Raw genomic sequence first — 24177 nt, 5'->3', positions numbered from 1 at the left:
GTCGTGGTGCCGTGGGCGGGAGCCACGCCACCCGCGCCACCCCGACGGCGTCACGGACGAGCGAGCCGACGGGCCGCGTCGGCGCGGTCGGCCGGGGCCACGGACCCGTACGCGCCGAGCACGGCCAGCCCGCGCGGGGACACCACGACGGGGTTGAGCTCGAGCGACCGCAGGTCGGGCAGCGCGTCGGTGAGGACGGACACGCGCGCGACGAGGTCCTCCAGGGCGGCCACGTCGAGGGCCGGCAGCCCGCGGTAGCCGAACATCCGGGGCGCCGCGCGGGGCGTGCGCACGAGCTCGGCGACGTCGACGTCGGTCAGCGGCGGCACGCCGTACGCGACGTCCCCCAGGAGGTCGGAGGCGTCGCCCGCGAGCCCCACGCTGATGACCGGGCCGAACAGCGGGTCCTCCACGGCCCGCACGACGCACGCGACGCCGTGCGGCGCCATCGCCTGCACCTCGAGCGGCGGCACGTCCGGGCCGGGGTCGTGCTCGCCCGCGAGCGCGAGGATCCCGGCGACGTCGGCGCGCAGCTCGGCCTCGTCCGCGACGTCGAGCCGCACGCCGCCGAGGTCGGCACGGTGCCGCAGCGCGGGCACGGTCGTCTTGACGGCCACGGGCCACCCGAGCGCGTCGGCCGCGCGCACCGCCTCCTGCGCGTCGTGGACGCGCACGGAGGGCCACAGGTGGACGCCCGCCGCCGCCAGGAGCTCGGCGGCCTGCGCGGGGTCCAGCGGCAGCGGCGCGCCGTCGGTCGCGCCGGACGTGGACAGCAGCCGTGCCACGAGGGACCCGGCGGCGCGCGTGTCGACCCCCTCGGGATGCACCGTCTGGCCGCGGTCGGTCGCGCGCCAGGCGGCGTAGCGCGCGGCGTGCCCGAGCGCGAGCGCGGCGTCCTCCGGCGCCGCGTAGGCGGGGACCGTGCGCTCACGCCCGTCCGGGTCCGTCGCCGTGAGCGCGGCCGTCACGCCGTGCAGGTCGTCCAGGCACGCGACGGTCGTGCGCCCCGTGCGCGCGGCGGCGCGCGCGACCTCGCGCGGCAGGACGGTGTCCTGCACGCCGAGCGTGGGGATCCGCACCACGACGACGACGTCGACGCCGGGGTCGGCGTACACGCGGTCGACCGCGGCACGCACCTCGTCGGGGCCCGCGTCCTCCGCGAGCAGCTCGACGCACCCGGTCACGACCAGCCCCGCGGCGGCCGCGGCCTCGGCGACCAGGGCGGCCACGCCCGTCGAGCTGGCGAGCACCGCGGTGCGGCGACCCGTCGGCAGGGCCTGGTGGGCGAGCACCTGGACGACGTCGAGCATCTGGTGGACGTTCTCGACGCGGATGACGCCCGAGCGCCGCAGCACCTCCTCGAGCGTGCGGCGCGGCGCCTGGGTCGGCCGGACGGCGTGACCGGGCGGCACGACGTGCCCGGAGCGGCCCGCGGTGAGCACGACGACCGGCTTGTGCGCCGCGAGGCGGCGGGCCACGCGCGAGAACTTGCGGGGGTTGCCGATGGACTCGAGGTAGAGCGCGACGACGTCCGTGTCGTCGTCCTCGCCCCAGAACTGCATGAGGTCGTTGCCCGACACGTCGGCGCGGTGCCCGGCGGAGACGAGCTGCGCCAGGCCGAGCCCGCGACGCTCGACGGCCGCGAGCAGCGTGACCGCGAACGGGGCCGACTGGCAGAAGAGACCCACGCGTCCGGGCCGCGGCGGGCGCGCCGCGAGCGACGCGTCGAGCGTGGTGCCGTCGTGGGTCGCGAGCAGCCCGAACGACGACGGGCCGACGACCCGCATGCCGGCGCCGTGCGCGACCCCGAGCAGCAGCCGCTGACGGGCGAGCCCCTCGGGACCGGCCTCGGCGAAGCCCCCCGAGACGACCACGAGACCGCGCACGCCGAGCGCTCCGAGGTGGCGCGCCGCGTCGAGCACGCGGGCCGCCGGCAGCGCGACGACCGCGAGCTCGACGGGCCCCGGCACGTCGTCGATGCGCTCGTGGTGCGCGACGCCGTTCGCGTCGAGGCCGGAACCGTCGCCGACACCCACGGCGTGCACCACGACCCGTCCCGTGCGCGCCTCGGGAACGAGGCCCTCGACGACGCGGGCGGCCTGGCGCGCCGGCAGGCTCTCCCCCGGACCGCCCCCCGTACCGGGGCCGACGACGACGACGGACCGTGCGGTGAGCAGCGCCCGCATCGAGCGCGCCTCGGCGCGGTGCTCGCGGTCCGCCGCGACCGCGAGCGACCGGTCCGTGGGGTCGATGTCGAACCTGACCTGCACGACGCCGTCCTCGGTGCGCTGGCGCACCACGTACCCGGCCTCCTTGAACACCGCGAGCATGCGCCCGTTCTGCGGCAGCACCTCGGCGACGAACCGCCGCACGCCGCGCTCGCGCGCCGCCGCCGCGAGGTGCTCGAGCAGCACCGACGCCAGCCCCTTGCCCTGGTGCGCGTCGGAGATGTTGAACGCCACCTCGGCGGTCTCGGGCTCGACCACGTCGTAGCGCGCGACGCCGATGATGCGCTCGTGCTCGCCGTCGTGCGGCGAGCTGCTCACGGCGACGAGCGCGACGCGCGCCACGTGGTCCACGTTGACGAGCCGCTCCAGGTCGCGGTCGGGCAGCCGTTCGAGCGACGCGAAGAACCGCAGGTAGGTGGACCGCTCGGACTGCGCGACGTGGAAGGCCTGCAGCGCGTCGGCGTCGTCGCGGCGGATGGGTCGCAGGCGCGTGGTGGAGCCGTCCGTGAGCACGACGTCCGCCTCCCAGCCCGCCGGGTAGGGTGCGGCGGCGGGCGCCGGTGCGCGCACCGGACCGGGATGCCCGTCTCCGGGGACGACGTCGGCCATGCCGCCAGGCTAGCGGCGCGGCTGCACCGACGAGGCCCGCCGGGCGACGACAATGGTCCCCGCGCGCCCCCGCCGCGCCCTGCACGCCCCGAGACACCGCAGCACCCGAGGAGCACACCACCCCATGGCGCGTCGCCCTGCGAGCCCCGACCTGCCGCCCGAGGACCTCGTCGAGCGGATCGTCGACGTCGACGTCACGACGGAGATGGAGGGCTCGTTCCTCGAGTACGCGTACTCGGTCATCTACTCGCGCGCGCTGCCGGACGCGCGCGACGGTCTCAAGCCCGTGCAGCGGCGGATCATCTACCAGATGGCCGACATGGGTCTGCGCCCCGAGCGGCCGTACGTGAAGTCGGCGCGCGTCGTCGGCGAGGTGATGGGCAAGCTCCACCCGCACGGCGACTCGGCGATCTACGACGCGATGGTGCGCCTGGCGCAGCCGTTCTCGCTGCGGCTGCCCCTGGTCGACGGGCACGGCAACTTCGGCTCGCTCGACGACGGACCGGCCGCGTCGCGGTACACCGAGGCCCGCATGGCGCCCGCGGCCGTCGCGATGACGCACGGCCTCGACGAGGACGTCGTGGACTTCGTCCCCAACTACGACAACAAGCTCAAGCAGCCGGCGGTGCTCCCGGCGGCGATCCCGAACCTGCTGGTCAACGGCGCGACCGGCATCGCGGTGGGCATGGCGACCAACATGGCGCCGCACAACCTCGTGGAGGTCGTCGCGGCGGCCCGGCACCTCGTGAAGCACCCGGGCGCGACGCTCGAGGACCTCATGCGGTTCGTCCCGGGCCCGGACCTGCCCACGGGCGGCAAGATCGTCGGGCTCGACGGCGTGCGCGACGCGTACCGGACGGGCCGTGGTGCCTTCCGCACCCGGGCGACCGCGCGGATCGAGAACGTCACGCCCAAGCGCAAGGGCATCGTCATCACCGAGCTGCCGTACACGGTGGGCCCGGAGAAGGTCATCGAGAAGATCAAGGAGGGCGTGCAGTCCAAGAAGCTCTCCGGGATCGCCGACGCCGTGGACCTGACGGACCGCGCGCACGGCCTGCGCCTGGTCATCGAGGTCAAGACGGGGTTCCACCCCGAGGCGGTCCTCGAGCAGCTCTACCGGCACACGCCGCTGGAGGACTCGTTCTCCATCAACAACGTCGCCCTGGTCGACGGTCAGCCGCGCACGCTGGGCCTGGTCGAGCTGCTGCGCGTGTGGGTCGAGCACCGGCTCGAGGTCGTGCGCCGTCGCACGTCCTACCGGCTGACCAAGCGGCAGGAGCGGCTGCACCTCGTCGAGGGCCTGCTCATCGCGATCGTCGACATCGACGAGGTCATCCAGGTCATCCGGGCGTCGGACGACGCCGACGCCGCGCGCACGCGCCTGCGCTCGGTCTTCGACCTCTCCGAGCCGCAGGCCGAGTACATCCTCGAGCTGCGGCTGCGGCGCCTGACCCGGTTCTCGCGCATCGAGCTGGAGCGCGAGCGCGACGAGCTCGTCGACGAGATCGCGCGGCTGCAGGCGATCCTCGGGGACGACGCCCTGCTGCGCACGGTGACCTCCGACGAGATGGCCGAGGTCGCCGCGACCTACGGCACGCCGCGCCGCACGGTCCTGCTCGAGCACGCGGGCGGTGCGAGCCTCGCCGGGTCCGCGGGCGCACCGACGTCGTCCCGCGGCGCCGCGCCCCTGGAGATCCCCGACACGCCGTGCTGGGCGCTGCTGTCGGCCACGGGCCTGGTCGCGCGCACCGGCGAGGACGTGGCACCCGTGCGGGGCGACGGGAGCACGCGCAGCCGGCACGACGTGGTGGCGTCCGCGGTGGCGACGACCGCCCGCGCGGACATCGGCGCGCTGACGTCGAGCGGCCGCGTCGTGCGGCTGTCCGTGCTCGAGCTGCCCGCGCTGCCGCCGACGGACGGTCCGCCGTCGCTGTCGGGCGGGCTGCCGGTCGGCGAGGCGGTGACGCTCGAGAAGGACGAGCGCGTGGTCGCGCTCGTGCCGCTGGGCGACGACGCTCCCCCGCTGGCGCTCGCGACCGCGCAGGGCGTCGTCAAGCGCGTCGCGCCCGGGGACGTGCCGAACAACCGCGAGGCCTGGGAGGCGATCAGCCTCAAGGACGGCGACGCGGTCGTGGGCGCCGCGCTCGCCGGTGACGACGACGAGCTCGTCCTGGTGTCCTCCGACGCGTCGCTGCTGCACTTCCCGGGATCGCAGGTGCGTCCGCAGGGTCGCGCCGCCGGCGGCATGACGGGGATCAAGCTGGCCGCCGGCGCGCGCGTCGTGGGCTTCGGGGTCGTGCGGCCCGACGAGGACGCCGTGGTCGTGACGGTGTCCGGATCGTCGTCGGCCCTGCCCGGCACGCAGACCGGCTCGGTGAAGGTCACGCCGTTCGCCGCCTACCCCGGCAAGGGGCGCGCGACGGGCGGCGTCCGCTCGCACCGGTTCCTCAAGGGCGAGGACGCGCTGATCCTCGCCCACGTCGGGCCGGCTCCGGCGCGCGCGACGGGTTCCGGTGGCCAGCCTGTCGACCTGCCGCCCGTGGACGAGCGTCGCGACGGGTCGGGGGCGCCGCTCGCGGCCCCGGTGCACGCGATCGGCTGACGCACCCGCGTGCGGGACCCGCGGTCCCAGCGCCTACCGTGGTGCCGTGGCTGCTGCACTCGACCTGCCCCGGTCCGTCCTGCTCGCGCTGTGGCTCACGGCGCCCGCTGAGCGCGACCGCGCCGTCGCCGCCGTGCAGGCCGACGACGAGCCGCACACGGTCGACACCGACGGCGAGCCCGCGCCGTTGCGTGACTGGCTGACGTGGCTGGGCGCGCCCGTCGACGAGGTCGCGGCCGTCCTGCCCGTCCCCGGCGAGCCGGTCGCGGCACCCGCGGCGGTGTCGCACGACGCCGTCCTCGCCGGCGAGTGCGTGCTGCTGCGGGCCGGCAGCCGGACGGTCGCCGCCGTGCCGCACGTCGAGGAGTTCGGGTCGCAGTACGAGCCGGGGCACCTGGTGACGTGGCGCGCCGTGACCGTGCCGGACTGGCGCACCGCGGTGTGGGCGCAGGTCGGCACGCTCGAGGACGCCGAGCGCGACCTGCGCCGAGGGCTGCTGACCGCGACCGAGGCGCTCGTCTCGCTCGGGGTCGAGCGGTGGCGCCCCGACGCCGCCGACGCGATCTCCGACGTCCGCGACGGCGCCCTGCCGGAGCGTCGCCTCCCCCGGGGCGTCGACGCCCAGCGGCTGCGGGTGCTCTCGAGCGCCGCCCGCCTGCGCGGGATCGTCGCGCTGGCCGCGCAGGACGACGGCGGGGCCGTCAACACGTGGCAGGCGGACCAGCGGTCGACCGCCCTGCGGGAGGTCGACCGGGTGGCGCGTCGCGCCATGGCGGCGGCCGCCACCTACCTGACGCGCCCCTGATACCTGACGCGCGCCTGACGACCGGCGCCGGGGCGCCGGTCGCCCGTCCCTGGTCACCGGCCCAGGACGCCCCGGTACACCTCGAGCGTGCGCTCGCCGATGGCGTGCCACGAGAAGTGGTCCTCGACGCGCCGCCGCGCGGCCACGCCCCACCGCGCGGCCCGCTCGGTGTCCGCGACGGCGTCCGCCAGCGCGGCACCCAGGTCGGCGACGAACGCGTCCGGGTCGACGGGGGTCCCGGTGCCGTCCTGCACCTGGTCGATCGGCACGAGCACGCCCGTGACGCCGTCGTCGACGACCTCCGGGATGCCGCCGGTCGCGGTGCCGACGACGGGCAGGCCGACCGCCATGGCCTCGAGGTTGACGATGCCGAGCGGCTCGTAGACCGACGGGCACGCGAAGACCGTGCCGTGCGCGAGCACGGCGACGAGCTCGGCGCGCGGCAGCATGCGGTCGATCCACACGACCCCGGAGCGGCGCGTGCGCAGGTCGGCGACCAGCGCGTTCACCTCCGCGAGGATCTCCGGGGTGTCGGGCGCACCGGCGCACAGCACGACCTGCACGTCCGTGGGCAGCGCCTCGACGGCGCGCAGCAGGTAGGGCAGGCCCTTCTGTCGCGTGATCCGGCCGACGAACACCACGGACGGCCGGTCGGGGTCGATGCCGAGCTCCTGCACGACGGTGCGCGCCCGGGCCATGCCCTCGTCGGACGTGGGCCGCTGCCAGCCGTCGAGGTCGATGCCGTTGTGCACGACGTGCACCTTGGCGGGGTCCACGGCGGGGTAGGACCGCAGGATGTCGGCGCGCATGCCCCCGCTGACCGCGATGACGGCGTCGGCGGCCTCGTACGCGGTGCGCTCGACCCACGAGGACAGCGCGTACCCGCCGCCGAGCTGCTCGGCCTTCCACGGCCGCAGCGGCTCCAGGCTGTGCGCGGTGAGCACGTGCGGCACGCCGTACAGCAGCGACGCGAGGTGGCCCGCGAGGTTGGCGTACCACGTGTGCGAGTGCACCAGGTCGGTGCCGCCGTCGGCCGTGTCGCGCCCGATGCCGTCGACGATCGCGAGGTCGACGCCCATGGTGGCGAGCGCGGCGTTGGCACCGGCCAGGCCGCCGGGCACGGAGTAGCCGTGGGTGCCGGGCTCGGCGACGGGCTCGTCGAAGCTGTGCACGCGCACGTCGATGAGCTCGCGCAGCACGGCCGTCAGGCCGGCGACGTGGACGCCCGCGCCCCCGTACACGTGCGGCGGGTACTCGCGGGTCAGCAGGTCGACGCGCACCGGTGCCTCCAGTCGTGACCGGCCCACCGCCGGTCGTCTGGCGACACGCTAGCGCCCGGACGCGTGTGCGCCTCGCTGAGAGCCCTGGTCGGGCCTAGGTTGGGTGCATGCCAGCGCCGCGTGTCCTCGCCATCGTCCTCGCCGGGGGGGAGGGCAAGCGTCTGATGCCGCTCACCGCGCACCGTGCGAAGCCCGCCGTGCCCTTCGGCGGCATCTACCGGCTCGTCGACTTCGCCCTGTCGAACGTCATCAACTCGCACTACCTGCACGTGATCGTGCTGACGCAGTACAAGTCCCACTCGCTCGACCGCCACGTGTCGAAGACGTGGCGCATGTCGGCGCTGCTGGGCAACTACGTGGCCGCCGTGCCTGCGCAGCAGCGCGTCGGCAAGCACTGGTACCTGGGCAGCGCCGACGCGATCTACCAGTGCCTCAACATCATCGACGACGAGCGGCCCGACATCGTCGTCGTGGTCGGCGCCGACCACGTGTACCGCATGGACTTCTCCCAGATGGTGGACTCGCACATCGAGTCGGGCGCCGAGCTGACGGTGGCCGGGATCCGGCAGCCGATCGACATGGCCGACCAGTTCGGTGTCATCGAGACCGTGCCGGACGACCCGACGCGCATCGCGGCGTTCCGCGAGAAGCCGTCGGACCCGACGCCGGTGCCGGGGTCCCCCTTCGAGATCCTCGCGTCGATGGGCAACTACGTCGCGAACGCCGACGCGCTGGTCAAGGCCGTGACCGTCGACGCCGAGGACGTCAACTCGCGGCACGACATGGGCGGCGACATCGTGCCGTGGTTCGTCGAGCGCGGCACCGCCGGCGTCTACGACTTCATCCGCAACGACGTGCCGGGCTCCACCGACCGCGACCGCGACTACTGGCGCGACGTCGGGACGCTCGACTCGTACTTCGACGCGAACCAGGACCTCATCTCGATCGAGCCGGTGTTCAACCTCTACAACGACGAGTGGCCGCTGCACACCGGGTACACGGGCCTGCCGCCGGCCAAGTTCGTCCACGCGGGCGCGGGGCGCCTCGGGCACGCGGCCGACTCCATCGTGTCCCCCGGTGTCGTCGTGTCCGGCGCCACCGTGTCGGGCTCCATCCTGTCGCCGGGCATCCGGCTCCACTCGTGGGCGCAGGTCACGGACTCGGTGCTCATGGACGGCGTGCAGGTCGAGCGGTACGCGCAGATCCACCACGCGATCCTCGACAAGAACGTCATCGTGCCCGAGCGTGCCCGCGTCGGCCTGGACCACGAGCACGACCGGGCCCGTGGGTTCACCGTCACGGACAGCGGCATCACGGTCGTGCCCAAGGGCACCGTCATCACGGACTGACGCCGCGGGGGGGGGGGGGGGGGGGGGCCCCCCCCCCCCCCCCCCCCCCCCCGCCCCCGGACGCCATGCGGACACCGGCCGTGCCCGCCGACCACGCCCGTTAGCCTGCGGGCGTGGACACCCGTACGGCCGCAGCCCGCCTCGTCGTCATGGACGTCGACTCGACGCTCATCACCGGCGAGGTCGTCGAGATGCTCGCGGGGCACGCCGGCTCGCGGCCCCTCGTCGCGCAGATCACCGAGCGCGCGATGCGCGGCGAGATCGACTTCGCGCAGTCGCTGCGGGAGCGCGTCGCGACGCTCGCGGGCCTGCCCGTGTCGGTGTTCGACGACGTGCTGGCGGAGGTCGAGCTGACGCCCGGTGCCGTCGAGCTGGTCGCCGAGCTGCAGGGGCGCGGCTGGCCCGTCGGGCTGGTGTCCGGCGGCTTCGTCGAGGTCGCCCGCCCGCTGGCCGCGCGGCTCGGCATCACGCGCGTGCACGCCAACCGGCTCGAGGTCCGTGACGGGCACCTGACGGGGCGCGTCGACGGCCCGGTCGTGGACCGTGCCGCGAAGGCCGCCACGCTCACGGCCTGGGCGCTCGAGCTGGGGGTGCCCATGAGCCGGACCGTCGCGATCGGCGACGGGGCCAACGACCTCGACATGCTGGCCGCGGCGGACACCGGGATCGCGTTCAACGCCAAGCCGGTCGTCGCGCGGGCGGCGGACGTCGCGGTGGCGGGGCGGCTCGACGCCGTGCTGGCGCTCGCACCCTTCGCCGGCTGAGCGTCCGGGACCGCGCCCGGCGCCCGCGCGCGGCGGGGCTGCGGCCGGGTGGTCCCCCGGCCGTGCAGCCTCAGGCCGGGATCTCGAGGCGGACGAGCCGCAGCGCGCCCGGAGCGACCAGGTCCCAGGCGCCGTCGACCTCCAGCACGGTCCAGGCCGCCGTCGGCACTCCGCCGCGCACGCGCGCGAGCACGGCCTCGTCGGAACCGTCCCCCGCGAGCACGCCGGCCGCCTGCGACATCGTCGGCTCGTGCCCCACGACCAGGACGGTGGCTGCCTCGTCGGGCAGCGGCTGCAGGATCGCGGCCAGGTCGCCCGTCGACGCGTCGTAGAGGTCGTCGCTCACGGAGACGACCGGTGCGGGCGCACCGGCGGCGCCGAGGGCCGTCCGCGCGATCTCCCACGTCTGACGCGTGCGCAGCGCGGACGAGCACAGCACGTGCGTGGGCGCCAGGCCGGCGGCGGCCAGCGCGGCGCCGACGGCCGAGGCCTGGCGGCGTCCGACCAGCGCGAGCGGGCGCTCGTGGTCGACGACGACGCCGGCCGGCTCGGCCTTCGCGTGCCGCAGGAGGACGAGGCGGTGCAGGGTCACCGCACCAGGGTGCCACCCGGCACCGCCGCCGAGGTACCCGCGACGGCCCCGGCGGACGTGACGAACGTGACGTCCGCCTGCCGGGGGCCGCAGCCGCGTGCCGCGACGGGCGTCACAGACCCATCGCGTGCACGCCACCGTCGACGTGGACGATCTCGCCCGTCGTGGCGGGGAACCAGTCGGACAGCAGCGCGGCGACGGCGCGCGCCGTCGGCTCGGGGTCCTTCACGTCCCACCCGAGCGGCGCCCGGTCGGGCCACCCGCCCTCCATGGCCTCGAAGCCGGGGATCGACTTGGCCGCCGTGGTGCGGATCGGGCCGGCCGACACGAGGTTGACGCGGATCCCCTGCGGTCCGAGGTCGCGCGCGAGGTACCGCGCGGTCGACTCGAATGCCGCCTTCGCGACGCCCATCCAGTCGTAGACGGGCCACGCGTAGCGCGCGTCGAACGTGAGCCCGACGAGGCTCGAGCCGCGCGTCAGCAGCGGCTGGGACGCCACCGCGAGCGCCTTGAGCGAGTACGCGCTGACGTGCACGGCCGTCGCGACGTCCTCCCACTGCCCCGCCAGGAAGTTGCCGCCCATGACGGACTGCGGCGCGAACCCGATGGAGTGGACGACCCCGTCGAGGTGGTCCGTGTGCTCACGCACACGGTCGGCGAGCGCCGCCAGGTCGTCGTCCGACGTGACGTCGAGCTCGACGACGGGCGCCGCGTGCGGCAGGCGCCGCCCGATCGCCTGCGTGAGGCGCAGCTGACGTCCGAAGGACGTCAGCACGACGGTCGCGCCCTGCTCCTGCGCCAGGCGCGCGACGTGGAACGCGATCGAGCTGTCCGTCAGGACGCCGGTGACGAGCAGGGTCTTGCCCTCGAGCAGTGCCATGGTCCAGGTGCCTCTCGGTCGTGGGGCCGGGGCGCGGGGCGCCGGCGCGGGGTGTGGGTGGGTCAGTGCCCCATGCCGAGGCCGCCGTCGACGGGCAGCACGGCACCGCTCACGTAGGCGGCGTCGTCGGAGGCGAGGAACTGCACGGCGGCGGCCACCTCGTCCGCGTGGCCGAAGCGGCCGGCGGGGATGGACCCGAGGTAGGCCTGCTGCCGGTCCTCGGGCAGGGCCTTGGTCATGTCGGTGTCGATGAAGCCCGGCGCGACCACGTTCGCCGTGATGCCGCGCCCCCCGAGCTCGCGCGTCACCGAGCGGGCCATGCCGACCAGCGCCGACTTCGACGACGCGTAGTTCACCTGCCCGGGCGAGCCGTACATGCCGACGACCGAGGAGATGAGCACGATGCGGCCGCGGCGCAGCCGGATCATGCCCTTGCTCGCGCGCCGCACGACCCGGAACGCACCGGTGAGGTTCACGTCGATGACGTCGGCGAAGTCCTCGTCCGTCATGCGCATGAGCAGGCCGTCCCGCGTCACGCCCGCGTTCGCGACGAGCACCTCGACCGGCCCGTGGGCCGCCTCGACCTGGGTGAACGCGGCGTCGACGGAGGCCGTGTCGCGCACGTCGCCGATGACCTCGAGGACACCGTCGGGCGCGCCGCCGGACCGGACGATCGTGGCGACCCGGTCACCCGCGGCGACGAAGCGCTCCGCGATGGCACGACCGATGCCGCGGTTGGCACCGGTCACCAGGACGCTGCGGGCGGCGCGGGCGGTCGGGTCGGCGGGCGTGGTCTCGGGTGTCGTCGCAGGCACGGGACACGACGCTAGCCGACGGCCGGGCGTCGCAGCGGGGTGCACGCCGTCCTGAGTTGCGGCTCCCCCGTTGTGGGAGGCCCACAAAGTGTGGGTCCGACCACGTCGAGCGGCCCGTGCCCCGCACGGCGCCTACCATCGGGTGGTGAGCACACGTCGTCGCGCCGGGCGTCCGGAGCCGGAGGTGCACCGCATCACGTCGGCGCCCGAGCCCCTGGCCGACGACCTCGCGCGCCGTCAGCACCGCTACCTGTGGCAGATGGGCGTGCGCGTCGTGTGCTTCGTCGCGGCCGGCCTGCTGTGGTCCCACGTCCCGGTGGCCGTGTCGCTCGCGCTGATCACCGCCGCGGCCGTGCTGCCCTACGTCGCGGTGCTGCTGGCCAACGCGGGCCGCGAGCGGCGCGACACGTCCGACGTCTTCTTCGAGGCGCGCGAGATCGGCCCCGCGCCGCGTCACGACGAGCTGGGGAACGACCGATGACCGCCGCGCACCCGGGGCCGGACGCCGCCCCCGCCACCCCCGACACCGTCGGCGAGCTCGTCTGCAGCGCGCGCGGCTGCCGGGCCGTCCCCGCCTGGGGCGTGCTGTGGAACAACCCGAAGCTGCACACCCCCGAGCGGCGCAAGGTCTGGCTCGCGTGCGACAGCCACCGTGAGCACCTGTCGGAGTACCTGCGCGTGCGTGACTTCCTGCGCGACGTCGTCCCGGTCGACGACCTGGTCCGGGCCGAGCCGTGAGCACCGCAGGACCCGCGGCCGCCGACCTGCGCGCCGCGGCCCACCGGCAGGCCGTCGTGCTCGTGCTCGTGGCCGTCGTCGTCGCCGTGACGTGCGCGTTCCTCGGGCGCTGGCAGTGGCAGCGGCACGTCGACCGTGACGCCGCCATCGCCGTCGTCGAGGCGAACTACGCGGCGGCGCCCGTCGACCTCGCGGACGTCGTGCCGGACCCCGACGCGGCGCTCCCCGACGCCGACGCGTGGCGCTCGGTGGAGGTCAGCGGGCGGTACCTCGACGACGCGACGGTGCTGCTGCGCAACCGTCCCGTCGACGGCACGCCCGCCTACCACGCCCTCGTGCCGTTCCTCGTGACGGATGCCGCGCCGCGCGACGCCGGTGACCCTGTCGACGCGGGACGCGTGCTCGTCGTCGACCGCGGCTGGGTGCCCACGGGTGCGGACGGCTCGGTCGACGTCGACGTCCCCGCACCGCCGCGCGGCGACGTGACGGTCACGGTCCGGGTACGCCCCGGCGAGCCGACGAGCAGCCGCGACGCCCCGCCCGGGCAGGTGCAGGCCATCGCGCCCGCCCAGGTGCTCGGGGCCGCCGGCGTCGAGGGCGAGCCGTACGCCGCCTACGGTGCGCTCGTGCGCGAGGAGCCGGCCGCGGCCGAGCCGCTCGGCGCGCTGGCCGCGCCGAGCACCGACCCCGGCTCGCACCTGTCGTACGCGTTCCAGTGGTGGGTCTTCGCGCTCGGCGCCCTCGCGGCCTTCGGCGTGGCCGCGCGGCGCGAGTGGACGTCCGTGGTCAGCGTGGGCGACGGGTCGCTGACGGTGCGGCCCGCCCGCCCCCGGCGGGCGCGCGGACGCGACGAGCTCGACGAGGACGCCGAGATCGACGCGCACGAGGCACGCACCGCCCCCGCTCAGGCCAGCGCGATGAGGTCCAGGTAGTCGGCGCTCCACAGGTCCTCGTCGCCGTCCGGCAGCAGCAGGACGCGCTCGGGCTCGAGGGCCGCGACCGCGCCCTCGTCGTGGCTGACGAGGACGACGGCGCCCTGGTAGCCCCGCAGCGCGGCGAGGATCTCCTCGCGCGAGGCGGGGTCGAGGTTGTTGGTCGGCTCGTCGAGCAGCAGCACGTTGGCGCTCGACACGACGAGCGTCGCCAGGGCGAGCCGGGTCTTCTCACCGCCGGAGAGCACGCGAGCCGGCTTGTCGGCGTCGTCCCCCGAGAACAGGAACGAGCCCAGGACGGACCGCACCTGGGTGTCGGTGAGGTCGGGTGCCGCGGTGCGCAGGTTCTCCAGGACCGTGCGCCCCAGGTCGAGCGTCTCGTGCTCCTGCGCGTAGTACCCGAGCTTGAGACCGTGACCCGGCTTGACCTCACCGGTGTCGGGCTCCTGCAGGCCGCCGAGCATGCGCAGCAGCGTCGTCTTGCCCGCGCCGTTGAGGCCCAGGACGACGACCTTGCTCCCCCGGTCGATCGCGAGCGAGACGTCCGTGAAGACCTCCTGCGAGCCGTACGACTTCGACAGGCCCTCCGCCGTCAGCGGCGTGCGTCCGCACGGCGCCGGGTCGGGGAACCGCAGGCGGGCCACCTTGTCCGACGCGCGGACCGCGTCGAGGCCCGACAGCATGCGCTCGGCACGGCGGGCCATGTTCTGCGCGGCGACCGCCTTGGTGGCCTTGGCGCGCATCTTGTCGGCCTGCGCCATGAGCGTCGCGGCCTTCTTCTCGGCGTTGGCCCGCTCGCGGCGCCGGCGCTTCTCGTCCGTCTCGCGCTGCAGCAGGTAGGCGTCCCAGCCCAGGTTGTACAGGTCGAGCTGCGAACGGTTCGCGTCGAGGTAGAACACCTTGTTGACGGTCGCGCGCAGCAGCTCGACGTCGTGGCTGATGACGATGAAGCCGCCCGGGTAGCTCTTGAGGTACTCGCGCAGCCACACGATGGAGTCGGCGTCGAGGTGGTTGGTCGGCTCGTCGAGGAGCAGCGTGTCCGCTCCCGAGAACAGGATGCGCGCGAGCTCGACACGGCGGCGCTGGCCACCGGACAGCGTCCCCAGGTTCTGCCCGAGGACCCGGTCGTCGAGCCCGAGCGCCGCGGTGATGCGGTGCGCCTCGCTCTCGGCCGCGTACCCGCCGGCCGCGGTGAACCGCGCCTCGAGCCGCGTGTAGCGGTCCATCGCCTTGTCGCGGGTCGCGTCGTCCGCCGACGCCATGGCGACCTCGGTCTCGCGCATCGACGCCAGGACGGCGTCCAGGCCGCGGGCGCCGAGCACCCGGTCCATCGCGAGCTGGGTGAGGTCGCCCGCGCTCGGGTCCTGGGGCAGGTAGCCCACGTCGCCGCTGCGCGAGATCGTCCCGCCGGTCGGCTGGGTCTCCCCCGCCAGGGTCTTGGTCAAGGTGGTCTTGCCCGCACCGTTGCGGCCGACGAGACCGATGCGGTCGCCGGAGGCGATCCGGAAGGTCGTCGGTTCCAGCAGGACGCGGGCGCCGACGCGCAGCTCCACGCCCGAAGCGGTGATCACAGGGGTGTTCCTCGGTTTCCTACGAGAAGACCGGGTGGGTTCTGGCCCCCGGCACAAACGCCGACCATCGTACCCAGCCGCTAGCGTGGCGAGCGGTCGGACGCCCGACCCTCCACCTCATCCTCACCGGGAGCCAGCGCATGCCCACCAGTCCCGCGGACGACAGCGCCACCCGGACGGACCCCTCGGCACCCGACGCGGTGCCCCTCCTCACCGAGCCGCCGGTCCCCCGGGCCGCGCGGCGCGCGAGCACCGACGTCGCGCTCGTCGCGACGTTCGCGGCGTTCGTCGCCGCGTGCGCGCTGGTCCCGGCGATCCCGACGGGGTCCGGCGTGCCGATCACGCTGCAGACGTTCGGCGTCGTCGTCGCGGGCCTCGTGCTCGGGGCCCGTCGCGGGTTCCTCGCGGTGGCGCTGTACCTCGTCGTGGGCCTCGCAGGCGTCCCGGTCTTCGCCGAGATGACCGGCGGCCTGGGCGTGCTCGGCAAGCCGTCCGTCGGCTACCTGCTCGCGTTCCCGCTCGCGGCGGCCGCCGCCGGGTGGCTCGGCGGCCTCGCGCTGCGGGCGCGTCCCGTGTGGCGCTACCCGCTGCTCGTCGCGGCGGGGCTCGGCTCGTCGTTCCTCGTGACGCACCCCGCCGGCGTCCTCGGGCTCATGGCGCGCCTGGGCGTCACGGCCCGCGAGGCGCTCGCGATCGACGTCGTCTACTGGCCCGGCGACGTCGTGAAGAACCTGCTCGCCGCCGGCGTGACGCTCGCCGTGCTGCGCGCGTTCCCCGACCTGCGCCGCGACCGGCGCTGACCGCCGTGATCGAGCTCGACGCCGCCGAGGTCACCGCCTGGTCACCCGACCCGACCGGCGGCCCCGACCGCGTCGTGCGGCTCCTGGGCCCGGTGTCGCTGCGGCTCGCCGAACGCCACGTCGCGGTCGTCGGGGCCAACGGGTCCGGCAAGTCGACGCTCGCACGCCTGCTCAACGGGCTCGTCCTGCCGTCGGCGGGGCGCGTGCGCGTCGACGGCCTCGACACCGTCGCCGACGGCGCGGCGGTGCGGCGACGCGTCGGCTTCGTGTTCACCGACCCCGACGCGCAGATCGTCATGCCGACACCCGTCGAGGACGTCGCGCTGTCCCTGCGGCGCACGGTGCCGGACCCCCGCGAGCGCGAGGCCCGCGCGCTCGCCGTGCTGGCGCGGTACGGCCTGGCCGACCGCGCCCACGTCTCGGTGCACGCGCTGTCGGGCGGTCAGCGCCAGCTGCTCGCGCTGGCCGCGGTCCTCGCGACGGAGCCGGCCGTGCTCGTGTGCGACGAGCCGACGACGCTGCTCGACCTGCGCTGGCGCACGCACGTGGACGCGTTGCTGGCCTCGCTCCCCCAGCAGGTCGTCGCGGTGACGCACGACCTGGAGGCGGCCGCGCGGGCGGACCGCGTGATCGTCGTCGACGGCGGCCTGGTCGTCGCGGACGACGAGCCGGGGCCCGCGCTCGCGCGCTACCGCGCCCTGATGGGTGCCGCACCTCCTCCGCACGGCGTCGACCGTGCCGGGCGAGCCCCAGCGGGATCAGCGTGACCCGCGGGCGGCCCCTGCGGGCACCCTGGGCCGGGCCGCTCGGGCTGCACCATCCCGGGGACAGCGTCGTCCACCGCCTGCCCGCCGCCGCCAAGCTCCTGCTGCTCGCGCTGACCGGCGTCCTGGTCGTCCTGCCCGTCGGCCCCGCCGCGGCCGCGGCGGGTCTCGCCGTCGTCGTGCTCGTCACCGCGCGCGCCCGCGTGCCGTGGCACCGCGCGACCCGGGGCATCCTGCCGGTGCTGGTGACCGCGGGCGTGCTCGCCGCGTACCAGACCTGGGCGCGCGGGCCGGCGCTCGGGGCCGAGGTCGCGCTCGACCTGCTCACGCTCGTCCTCGCCGGCGCGCTCGTGACCGCGACGACGCGCGCCGACGACCTCCTGGCCGTCGTCGCACGGGCGACGCGCCCGCTGCGGCACGTCGGGCTGCCGCCGGAGACGGTCGCGCTCGCCGTCGGCCTGTTCCTGCGCACCGTGCCCGTGCTCGTCCAGGTCGTCGGCGAGGCCCGCGACGCCGCGCGGGCCCGCGGGCTGGACCGTGACCCGCGGGCGGTCGTCGTGCCCGCCGCGGTGCGGATGGTCGGCCACGCCCGCACGACGGGTGACGCACTGGCCGCACGCGGTCTGGGCGACTGACCCGGCCGGTGCACCCGCGCGCACGACTGCCCGCGCGCCCTCGTCCGGTCGGCACTACCGTGTGCGCGTGACATTCAGCGACGGAGGAGACTTCCAGGGCGGACGCGTCAAGCGCGGCGGCGGTGGTCGTGCCGTCGCGGGCGGCGGCGGCCTGATCGGGATCATCGCCCTGGCCATCTACCTCTTCACCGGGCAGGACGTCTCCGGTGTGATCGGCGGCGGCTCGGAGCCCGACCCCGCCGCAGGCGGCAACCTCGTGGACTCGTGCACGGTCGAGCAGGCGAACACCGACCCGGCGTGCCGGCTCGAGGTCACGGTCCAGGCGCTCGACACCTACTGGGGCGCGCAGGTGCCCGCGGCCGGGGCGACGTTCGCCCAGCCCGGCGTGCAGGCGTTCAGCGACAACGTGTCGACGGCGTGCGGTGCCGCGACGTCCGCGACCGGACCGTTCTACTGCCCGCCCGACCAGACGGTCTACATCGACCTCGCCTTCTTCGCGACGCTGCAGCAGCAGTTCGGCGCGCAGGGCGGCCCCCTCGCCGAGATGTACGTCTACGCCCACGAGTACGGGCACCACGTCCAGAACCTCACGGGCGTCTTCGACGCCGCGGACCGCAGCGGCGGCGGTGCCGAGTCCGACTCCGTGCGCGTCGAGCTGCAGGCCGACTGCTACGCCGGCATGTGGGCCGGGGACGCGACGGAGACGGTGCGGCCCGGGACGGACACGCCGTACCTCGAGCCCATCACCGCCGAGGAGCTCGCCCAGGCGCTCGACGCCGCGGCCGCGGTGGGCGACGACCACATCCAGCAGCAGTCCGGCGGCGGGGTCGACCCCGACACCTGGACCCACGGGTCGAGCGAGCAGCGTCAGAAGTGGTTCACGATCGGCTACGAGCAGGGCTCGCTCGCGGCCTGCGACACCTTCGCGGCCACCGACCTCTGAGCACGGGGCAGCGCGTCGGCCCCTCGACCGCCGACCCGTAGGGTGGTGCCGTGGAGGTCGATCCCCCGGTCGTCGTGCCGACGTCGCCGGTCGAGAGCGTCGACCGTGCGCTGCGCACGCTCGAGGCGGTGGCGTCCGCGGGTCCGGCCGGGGTCTCGCTCGCTGACCTGTCCGCGAGCCTCGGCGTGCACAAGACGACCGTGCACCGCTCGCTCGCCGCGCTGCGCCACCGCGACTACGTCTCGCAGGACCCCACGACGGGCCGGTACTCACTCGGCCCTGCAGGCGTGGGCCTCGCGGACCGGTACTTCTCCGAGAACGACCTGCCCGCGCGGCTGCACGGCGCGCTCGTCGCCGTGTGCTCGGAAACCAACGAGCTCGTGCACCTCGGGGTGCTCAACGGCGTCCACGTCGTCTACCTGGACAAGGTCGAGCCGGACCGTCCGGTGCGCGTCTGGTCAGCCGTCGGGCGGCGCAACTGGGCGGCGACGACCGCTCTCGGCCGGGCGCTCCTCGCGTTCGGCGCGACGCCCGACGCGGCGCTGGACGTGTACGCGGGCGCCGTCCGCCCGGAGGGGCGGATCACGGCCGACGCCCTGGCCACGGAGCTGGAGGCCGCCCGGTCGCGGGGTTACGCGACGGAGGTCCAGGAGAACGAGCCCGGCATCGCGTGCCTCGCGGTGCCGCTGCTGCGCGGCGGGCGTCCCGTGGCGGCGCTCAGCGTCACCGCCCCCGCGGACCGCATGACGCCCGAGCGCATGACGACGCTGCACGAGCAGGTGATCGCCGTGGCGAGCCCCCTGCTGCCCACGGGCCTCGCGCTCCAGGCCTGACACGCCCGCCCTCGCTGGGCCTCGGTACACCGCCATGGCATGCTTGTTCCGCTGGACGCCACTAGCGTTCCGCTAGACGAAACGGAGCATCATGGCCGACATCCTCGAGCAGCTCGCCGCCCATCGCCTGGTGCCCGTCGTCGTGCTCGACGACGCGGCCGACGCCGGGCCCCTGGGCGAGGCGCTCGTCTCCGGTGGGCTTCCCGTCGCGGAGGTCACGTTCCGCACCGCCGCGGCAGCCGACGCGATCCGCGTCCTGGCCGGGCGGGGCGACGTGCTCGTCGGCGCCGGGACCGTCCTCACGCCCGACCAGGTCGACCGGGCGGTCGCCGCCGGTGCCCGGTACCTCGTGTCGCCCGGCACGTCCCGCGCCGTGGTGGAACGCGCGAACGAGCACGGCGTGCCCGTGATCCCGGGTGCCGTCACCGCGACCGAGGTGCAGGCTGCCCTGGAGCTCGGCATCGAGACCGTGAAGTTCTTCCCGGCCGGGACGTCCGGCGGCAGCGCGGCCATCGCCGCGCTCGCCGCCCCCTTCGGCGGTGTGCGGTTCGTCCCCACCGGAGGCGTCGGCACGGCCAACCTCGGCGAGTACCTCGCGCTGTCGTGCGTCGCCGCGGTCGGAGGGTCGTGGATGGTCCCCCGCGGCCTCGTGCGCGCCCGGGACGTCGACGCCGTCCGGTCCCTCGTGGCCGAGGCCGTCGCGCTCGCGGCGCACCTGCGTCCCTGACCACCCCCGTCGAGGAGAGAACCATGCCCCTGCAGATCCGTCCCGCCGACGACGTCCGCTACGACGCGGTCTCCCTCGGCGAGGTGATGCTCCGCCTCGACCCCGGGGAGGGCCGCATCCGCACCGCCCGCCAGTTCCGGGCCTGGGAGGGCGGGGGTGAGTACAACGTCGCGCGCGGGCTGCGTCGTGCGTTCGGCCTGCGCACCGCGGTGGTCACCGCCCTCGCCGACAACGAGATCGGCCGGCTGGTCGAGGACCTCATCCTCCAGGGCGGCGTCGACACGTCCTTCCTGACGTGGCTGCCCTACGACGGCATCGGCCGCTCGGTGCGCAACGGCCTCAACTTCACCGAGCGGGGCTTCGGCGTGCGCGGCGCCGTCGGGGTCTCCGACCGCGGCCACACGGCCGCGAGCGTGCTCGGCCCCGACGACGTCGACTGGGACCACCTCTTCGGCGACCTCGGCGTGCGCTGGCTCCACACCGGCGGCATCTACGCGGCGCTGTCCGAGACCTCCGCACAGACGGTGATCGCCGCCGTGACCGCCGCGAAGCGGCACGGCACCGTCGTCTCGTACGACCTCAACTACCGCCCGAGCCTCTGGAGGGCCATCGGCGGGACCGCGCGCGCCCAGGAGGTCAACCGCGCGATCGCCCGCCACGTCGACGTCATGATCGGCAACGAGGAGGACTTCACCGCCGCGCTCGGGTTCGAGGTCGAGGGCGTCGACGCCGACCTCACGGCCATCGAGGTCGACTCGTTCGCGGCCATGATCGCCCGCGTGGCGCAGGAGTTCCCGCACTTCAAGGTCATCGCGACGACCCTGCGCACCGTCCGGAGCGCGACGGTCAACGACTGGGGCGCCATCGCGTGGTCGCCGCAGACCGGTGTCGTGCAGGCCACGCACCGGCCGGGCCTGGAGATCCTCGACCGCGTCGGCGGTGGCGACTCGTTCGCCTCGGGGCTCGTCTACGGCCTGCTCGACGGTCAGCCGCTGCAGACCGCCGTCGAGTACGGTGCCGCCCACGGCGCCCTGGCCATGACCACGCCGGGTGACACGACCATGGCGTCCGCTGCCGAGGTGATCAAGCTGGCCGGTGGCGGCGGGGCGCGCGTCGACCGCTGAGCCCCGCGCACGGAGGATCGTCCGCAGGGAGCACGAGGGCCTCGCCGGTCGACCGGCGCGGCCCTCGTCGTCCCGCACGCTCAGATGTTGAAGCCGAGCGCCCGCATCTGCTCGCGGCCGTCGGGCGTGATCTTCTCCGGGCCCCACGGCGGCATCCACACCCAGTTGATGCGGAAGCCGTCGACGAGGCCGTCGAGCGCCTGACCCGTCTGGTCCTCGATGACGTCCGTGAGCGGGCACGCCGCCGACGTGAGCGTCATGTCGATGACGGCGGTGCTGGTCTGGTCGATGACGACGCCGTAGACCAGGCCGAGGTCGACGACGTTGATGCCGAGCTCGGGGTCGATGACGTCACGCATCGCCTCCTCGACGTCGGCCACCGTCGGCGGACCGGCAGGGGTGGTGATCGGTTCGGTGGTCATGCGTCCTCCGTCGTACGTGCTCCGGACAGGATGAGGGCGTCGTTCAGGGCGACCCAGCCGAGCTGGGCGCACTTCACGCGGGCGGCGTAACGGGAGACGCCGGCGAACGCGATCGCGTCCCCGAGCGACTCCTCGGCGTCGTCGGACAGGCCGGCGCCGCGCGACTGCATCAGCTCGCGGAAGGTGCCCGCGAGCCGGTCGACCGTGGGCAGGTCCTGACCGGCGACGAGGTCGTGCAGCACCGAGACCGAGGCCTGGGAGATCGAGCACCCCTGCCCCTCCCACGCGACGTCGCGCACGACCGGCACGTCGCCGGAGGTGTCCACGTCGACGTGCAGGGTCACCTCGTCACCGCACGTGGGGTTGACCTGGTGCGACGTCGCCGCGCACGTGCCGTGGTCCGCCACCGCGACACCCACGGCCGTCGCGCCCTCGGGCAGGCCGCGGCCGTGCGGGAACTTGGCGTGGTCGAGGATGACCTGCTGGTACAGCTGCTCCATGGCCGAGCTCATGCGGGGCTCCCTGCGGTCGTGGCGTCGTCCATCCCGAAGAACGCGCGGACCCCCGCGAGTGCTTCCCGGAACGCCGCGACGTCGTCGTCGGTCGTGTAGACGCCGGCCGACGCGCGCGCCGACGCCGCGACGCCGAAGCGGCGGTGCAGGGGCTGCGCGCAGTGGTGGCCGACGCGCACGGCCACGCCGGCGTCGTCGAGCACCTGACCCACGTCGTGGGCGTGGACGCCGTCGACGACGAACGACACGGCCGCGAGGCGGTCGACGTTCTCGGTGGGACCGACGACCCGCACACCGGGCACGGACGCGACGGCGTCGAGCAGGAGGCCGGCGAGGTGGCGCTCGTGCGCGGCCACGCCCGCCATGCCCAGCTCCGAGAGGTACTGCGCCGCGGCGCCCAGCGCGACGGCCTGCGAGACCATCTGCGTGCCGGCCTCGAACCGCTGCGGCGGCGGGGCGTACGTCGTGGTCTCCATCGTGACGACCTCGACCATGGAGCCGCCCGTCGTCACCGGCGGCATCGCCTCGAGCAGCTCGCGCCGCCCGTACAGCGCGCCGACGCCGGTCGGGCCGTACATCTTGTGGCCCGAGAACGCCGCGAAGTCCACGCCGAGCGCCCCCAGGTCCACCGGGAGGTGCGGCACGGACTGGCAGGCGTCGAGCACCGTGAGCGCCCCGACCTCGCGGGCTCGCGCGACGAAGGCGTCGACGGGCGTGATCGCGCCCGTGACGTTCGAGGCGTGCGTGAACGCCAGCACGCGGGTGCGGTCGGTGACGACCGTGGCGAGGTCCTCCACGCGGATCCGCCCGTCGTCGTGGACGCCCAGCCAGCGCAGCGTGGCACCGGTCCGCGCCGCGAGCTCCTGCCACGGCACGAGGTTCGCGTGGTGCTCGGCCTCGGTGACGACGATGTCGTCGCCCGGCGCGAGCGCGAACCGGCGGGCCGCCTCTCCCCCGCGTCCCAGGGACGCGTTGGACATCGCGTACGCCACGAGGTTGACGGCGGCCGTCGCGTTCGACGTCCACACGAGCTCGCCCGGGGACGCGCCGACGAAGCCGGCGACGCGGGCGCGCGCGTCCTCGAACGCCTCGGTCGCCTCCTCGGCGAGCTGGTGCGCACCGCGGTGCACGGCCGCGTTGCGGCGCACGTAGAAGTCCTGCTCGGCGTCGAGGACGACCTCGGGCTTCTGCGACGTGGCACCGCTGTCCAGGTAGACCAGGGGCCGGCCGTCGCGGAGCGTGCGCTCGAGCAGCGGGAAGTCGGCCCGCACGGCGGCGAGCTCGCCGGCCGACAGGGTCGCGGCGTCAGCGGTACCGGGCCGCAGCGGCTCGAGCGTGCTGGTCATGGGGTCCTCCGGGCGGACGGGAGGCGGCCGACGGTGCGCGGGACGCGCAGTGGCGACGGTCGCCCAGGGACGACGGGTGCGACGGCCGCCGGGTCCCCCCGGCGGCCGCCGCGCCGCCCCCCCCCGACGGTCTCAGACCGACGTGCCGGCCGGCAGGAACCGGTCGTAGCCCTCGTTCTCGAGGCGCTCGGCCAGCTCCGGGCCACCCTCCTCGGCGATCCGGCCGTCGACGAAGACGTGCACGAAGTCGGGCTGGATGTAGCGCAGGATGCGCGTGTAGTGCGTGATGAGGAGCACACCCACGTCGCCGCCGGCCTTGACGCGGTTGACGCCCTCGGACACGACGCGCAGCGCGTCGACGTCGAGACCCGAGTCGGTCTCGTCGAGGATGGCGAAGCGCGGCTTGAGGAGCTCCATCTGGAGGATCTCGTGGCGCTTCTTCTCGCCACCGGAGAAGCCCTCGTTGACGGACCGCTCCGCGAACGTGGCGTCCATGCGCAGGGCGTCCATCGCGCCGCGCATGTCCTTGACCCACGAGCGCAGCGGCGGCGCCTGACCGTCGATCGCGGTCTTGGCGGTCCGCAGGAAGTTCGACACGGACACGCCGGGGACCTCGACGGGGTACTGCATGGCGAGGAACATGCCGGCGCGGGCACGCTCGTCGACGCTCATCGCGAGGACGTCCTCACCGTCGAGCAGCACGCTGCCCGACGTGATCTGGTACTTCGGGTGCCCGGCCAGCGAGTACGCCAGCGTGGACTTGCCGGACCCGTTGGGGCCCATGATGGCGTGGGTCTCGCCGCTGCTCACGGTGAGGTCGACGCCGCGCAGGATGGGCTTGGGGCCCTCCTTCGTCTCGACGCTGACGTGCAGGTCGCGGATCTCCAGGGTGGACATCGGGTACTC

General features: G+C 75.0%; 24 protein-coding genes. 14 read left to right on the top strand and 10 right to left on the bottom strand.

Annotated features, from left to right (window positions below; translation table 11 throughout):
- Nucleotides 1-50: 50 nt before the first annotated feature.
- Nucleotides 51-2837: a bifunctional acetate--CoA ligase family protein/GNAT family N-acetyltransferase gene (locus tag H9657_RS00220; RefSeq protein ID WP_191779174.1), complete on the bottom strand. Its 2787-nt coding sequence runs from the start codon at nucleotides 2835-2837 to the stop codon at nucleotides 51-53.
- A 124-nt stretch (nucleotides 2838-2961) separates the two neighbouring features.
- Between H9657_RS00220 and H9657_RS00215 the strand changes: the two genes are divergently transcribed.
- The gene (locus H9657_RS00215) at nucleotides 2962-5439 is read left to right on the top strand and encodes a DNA gyrase/topoisomerase IV subunit A (RefSeq protein ID WP_191779172.1); all 2478 of its coding nucleotides are present in this window, start codon (nucleotides 2962-2964) and stop codon (nucleotides 5437-5439) included.
- Nucleotides 5440-5485: 46 nt separating this feature from the next.
- The gene (locus H9657_RS00210) at nucleotides 5486-6244 is read left to right on the top strand and encodes a hypothetical protein (RefSeq protein ID WP_191779170.1); all 759 of its coding nucleotides are present in this window, start codon (nucleotides 5486-5488) and stop codon (nucleotides 6242-6244) included.
- Nucleotides 6245-6297: 53 nt separating this feature from the next.
- Here H9657_RS00210 and glgA read toward each other — a convergent pair whose 3' ends face one another.
- Nucleotides 6298-7524, bottom strand: a complete 1227-nt coding sequence (glgA, locus tag H9657_RS00205) for a glycogen synthase (protein ID WP_191779168.1) — start codon at nucleotides 7522-7524, stop codon at nucleotides 6298-6300.
- A 107-nt stretch (nucleotides 7525-7631) separates the two neighbouring features.
- Between glgA and H9657_RS00200 the strand changes: the two genes are divergently transcribed.
- The gene (locus H9657_RS00200; RefSeq protein ID WP_191779166.1) at nucleotides 7632-8873 is read left to right on the top strand and encodes a glucose-1-phosphate adenylyltransferase; all 1242 of its coding nucleotides are present in this window, start codon (nucleotides 7632-7634) and stop codon (nucleotides 8871-8873) included.
- 113 nt (nucleotides 8874-8986) lie between these two features.
- On the top strand, nucleotides 8987-9637 hold the full coding sequence (gene serB / locus H9657_RS00195) for a phosphoserine phosphatase SerB (protein ID WP_191779165.1): 651 nt from the start codon (nucleotides 8987-8989) through the stop codon (nucleotides 9635-9637).
- Between the two features lie 70 nt (nucleotides 9638-9707).
- Here serB and H9657_RS00190 read toward each other — a convergent pair whose 3' ends face one another.
- The 3 genes from H9657_RS00190 to fabG form a co-directional block, all read right to left on the bottom strand.
- On the bottom strand, nucleotides 9708-10229 hold the full coding sequence (locus H9657_RS00190) for a SixA phosphatase family protein (protein WP_191779163.1): 522 nt from the start codon (nucleotides 10227-10229) through the stop codon (nucleotides 9708-9710).
- Nucleotides 10230-10341: 112 nt separating this feature from the next.
- Nucleotides 10342-11109 carry an enoyl-ACP reductase FabI gene (fabI, locus tag H9657_RS00185; protein ID WP_191779161.1) on the bottom strand — a complete coding sequence of 256 codons (768 nt, stop codon included), beginning with the start codon at nucleotides 11107-11109 and terminating at the stop codon, nucleotides 10342-10344.
- A 62-nt stretch (nucleotides 11110-11171) separates the two neighbouring features.
- Nucleotides 11172-11924, bottom strand: a complete 753-nt coding sequence (fabG, locus tag H9657_RS00180) for a 3-oxoacyl-ACP reductase FabG (RefSeq protein WP_191779158.1) — start codon at nucleotides 11922-11924, stop codon at nucleotides 11172-11174.
- Nucleotides 11925-12069: 145 nt separating this feature from the next.
- Here fabG and H9657_RS19340 point away from each other — a divergent pair, with 145 nt between their 5' ends.
- From H9657_RS19340 to H9657_RS00165, 3 genes are read left to right on the top strand one after another with little or no spacing between them, the layout of a single operon-like run.
- The gene (locus H9657_RS19340; protein WP_318241193.1) at nucleotides 12070-12405 is read left to right on the top strand and encodes a DUF3099 domain-containing protein; all 336 of its coding nucleotides are present in this window, start codon (nucleotides 12070-12072) and stop codon (nucleotides 12403-12405) included.
- Nucleotides 12402-12662 (top strand): hypothetical protein, encoded by a 261-nt coding sequence (locus H9657_RS00170; protein WP_191779157.1) that lies wholly within the window; start codon nucleotides 12402-12404, stop codon nucleotides 12660-12662. Before H9657_RS19340 ends, H9657_RS00170 begins: the two co-directional genes overlap by 4 nt.
- Nucleotides 12659-13594 carry an SURF1 family cytochrome oxidase biogenesis protein gene (locus tag H9657_RS00165; RefSeq protein WP_191779155.1) on the top strand — a complete coding sequence of 312 codons (936 nt, stop codon included), beginning with the start codon at nucleotides 12659-12661 and terminating at the stop codon, nucleotides 13592-13594. The genes H9657_RS00170 and H9657_RS00165 overlap by 4 nt, the downstream gene beginning before the upstream one ends.
- On the opposite strand, the gene abc-f is transcribed toward H9657_RS00165, so the two are convergent.
- A complete protein-coding gene (gene abc-f, locus H9657_RS00160) occupies nucleotides 13567-15165 on the bottom strand; it encodes a ribosomal protection-like ABC-F family protein (protein ID WP_191779153.1) in 1599 nt (532 codons plus the stop codon). The two genes, H9657_RS00165 and abc-f, sit on opposite strands and share 28 nt — an antisense overlap.
- A gap of 140 nt (nucleotides 15166-15305) precedes the next feature.
- Between abc-f and H9657_RS00155 the strand changes: the two genes are divergently transcribed.
- The 7 genes from H9657_RS00155 (at nucleotide 15306) to H9657_RS00125 (ending at nucleotide 20991) form a co-directional block, all read left to right on the top strand.
- Entirely contained in the window at nucleotides 15306-15965 is a 660-nt protein-coding gene (locus tag H9657_RS00155; RefSeq protein WP_191779151.1) for a biotin transporter BioY, read from the top strand.
- A 5-nt stretch (nucleotides 15966-15970) separates the two neighbouring features.
- Entirely contained in the window at nucleotides 15971-16732 is a 762-nt protein-coding gene (locus H9657_RS00150) for an energy-coupling factor ABC transporter ATP-binding protein (RefSeq protein WP_191779149.1), read from the top strand.
- A complete protein-coding gene (locus H9657_RS00145; RefSeq protein WP_191779147.1) occupies nucleotides 16729-17364 on the top strand; it encodes an energy-coupling factor transporter transmembrane component T in 636 nt (211 codons plus the stop codon). The genes H9657_RS00150 and H9657_RS00145 overlap by 4 nt, the downstream gene beginning before the upstream one ends.
- A gap of 67 nt (nucleotides 17365-17431) precedes the next feature.
- Nucleotides 17432-18307 carry a KPN_02809 family neutral zinc metallopeptidase gene (gene ypfJ, locus H9657_RS00140; protein WP_191779146.1) on the top strand — a complete coding sequence of 292 codons (876 nt, stop codon included), beginning with the start codon at nucleotides 17432-17434 and terminating at the stop codon, nucleotides 18305-18307.
- Nucleotides 18308-18357: 50 nt separating this feature from the next.
- Nucleotides 18358-19140 carry an IclR family transcriptional regulator gene (locus H9657_RS19465; protein WP_191779144.1) on the top strand — a complete coding sequence of 261 codons (783 nt, stop codon included), beginning with the start codon at nucleotides 18358-18360 and terminating at the stop codon, nucleotides 19138-19140.
- Between the two features lie 91 nt (nucleotides 19141-19231).
- Nucleotides 19232-19867, top strand: coding sequence for a bifunctional 4-hydroxy-2-oxoglutarate aldolase/2-dehydro-3-deoxy-phosphogluconate aldolase (locus H9657_RS00130; RefSeq protein WP_191779142.1), 636 nt, complete (start codon nucleotides 19232-19234; stop codon nucleotides 19865-19867).
- 23 nt (nucleotides 19868-19890) lie between these two features.
- Nucleotides 19891-20991: a sugar kinase gene (locus H9657_RS00125; RefSeq protein WP_191779139.1), complete on the top strand. Its 1101-nt coding sequence runs from the start codon at nucleotides 19891-19893 to the stop codon at nucleotides 20989-20991.
- Between the two features lie 80 nt (nucleotides 20992-21071).
- On the opposite strand, the gene H9657_RS00120 is transcribed toward H9657_RS00125, so the two are convergent.
- The 4 genes from H9657_RS00120 to sufC all read right to left on the bottom strand — a co-directional run bounded on the left by H9657_RS00120 (nucleotide 21072) and on the right by sufC (nucleotide 24168).
- Nucleotides 21072-21413: a metal-sulfur cluster assembly factor gene (locus tag H9657_RS00120; RefSeq protein ID WP_191779138.1), complete on the bottom strand. Its 342-nt coding sequence runs from the start codon at nucleotides 21411-21413 to the stop codon at nucleotides 21072-21074.
- Nucleotides 21410-21925: a Fe-S cluster assembly sulfur transfer protein SufU gene (gene sufU, locus H9657_RS00115; RefSeq protein WP_191779136.1), complete on the bottom strand. Its 516-nt coding sequence runs from the start codon at nucleotides 21923-21925 to the stop codon at nucleotides 21410-21412. Before sufU ends, H9657_RS00120 begins: the two co-directional genes overlap by 4 nt.
- The gene (locus H9657_RS00110; protein ID WP_191779134.1) at nucleotides 21922-23271 is read right to left on the bottom strand and encodes a SufS family cysteine desulfurase; all 1350 of its coding nucleotides are present in this window, start codon (nucleotides 23269-23271) and stop codon (nucleotides 21922-21924) included. The genes sufU and H9657_RS00110 overlap by 4 nt, the downstream gene beginning before the upstream one ends.
- 132 nt (nucleotides 23272-23403) lie before the next feature.
- Complete coding sequence (sufC, locus tag H9657_RS00105; protein ID WP_191779132.1) at nucleotides 23404-24168, bottom strand: Fe-S cluster assembly ATPase SufC; 765 nt, start codon at nucleotides 24166-24168, stop codon at nucleotides 23404-23406.
- Nucleotides 24169-24177 lie beyond the last annotated feature (9 nt).

The organism is Cellulomonas avistercoris, assembly GCF_014836445.1.
In the GTDB taxonomy this organism is placed as follows: domain Bacteria; phylum Actinomycetota; class Actinomycetes; order Actinomycetales; family Cellulomonadaceae; genus Cellulomonas; species Cellulomonas avistercoris.
The sequence above is the reverse complement of the archived record's forward strand: the minus strand, read 5'-3'. Positions and strand labels throughout refer to the sequence as shown.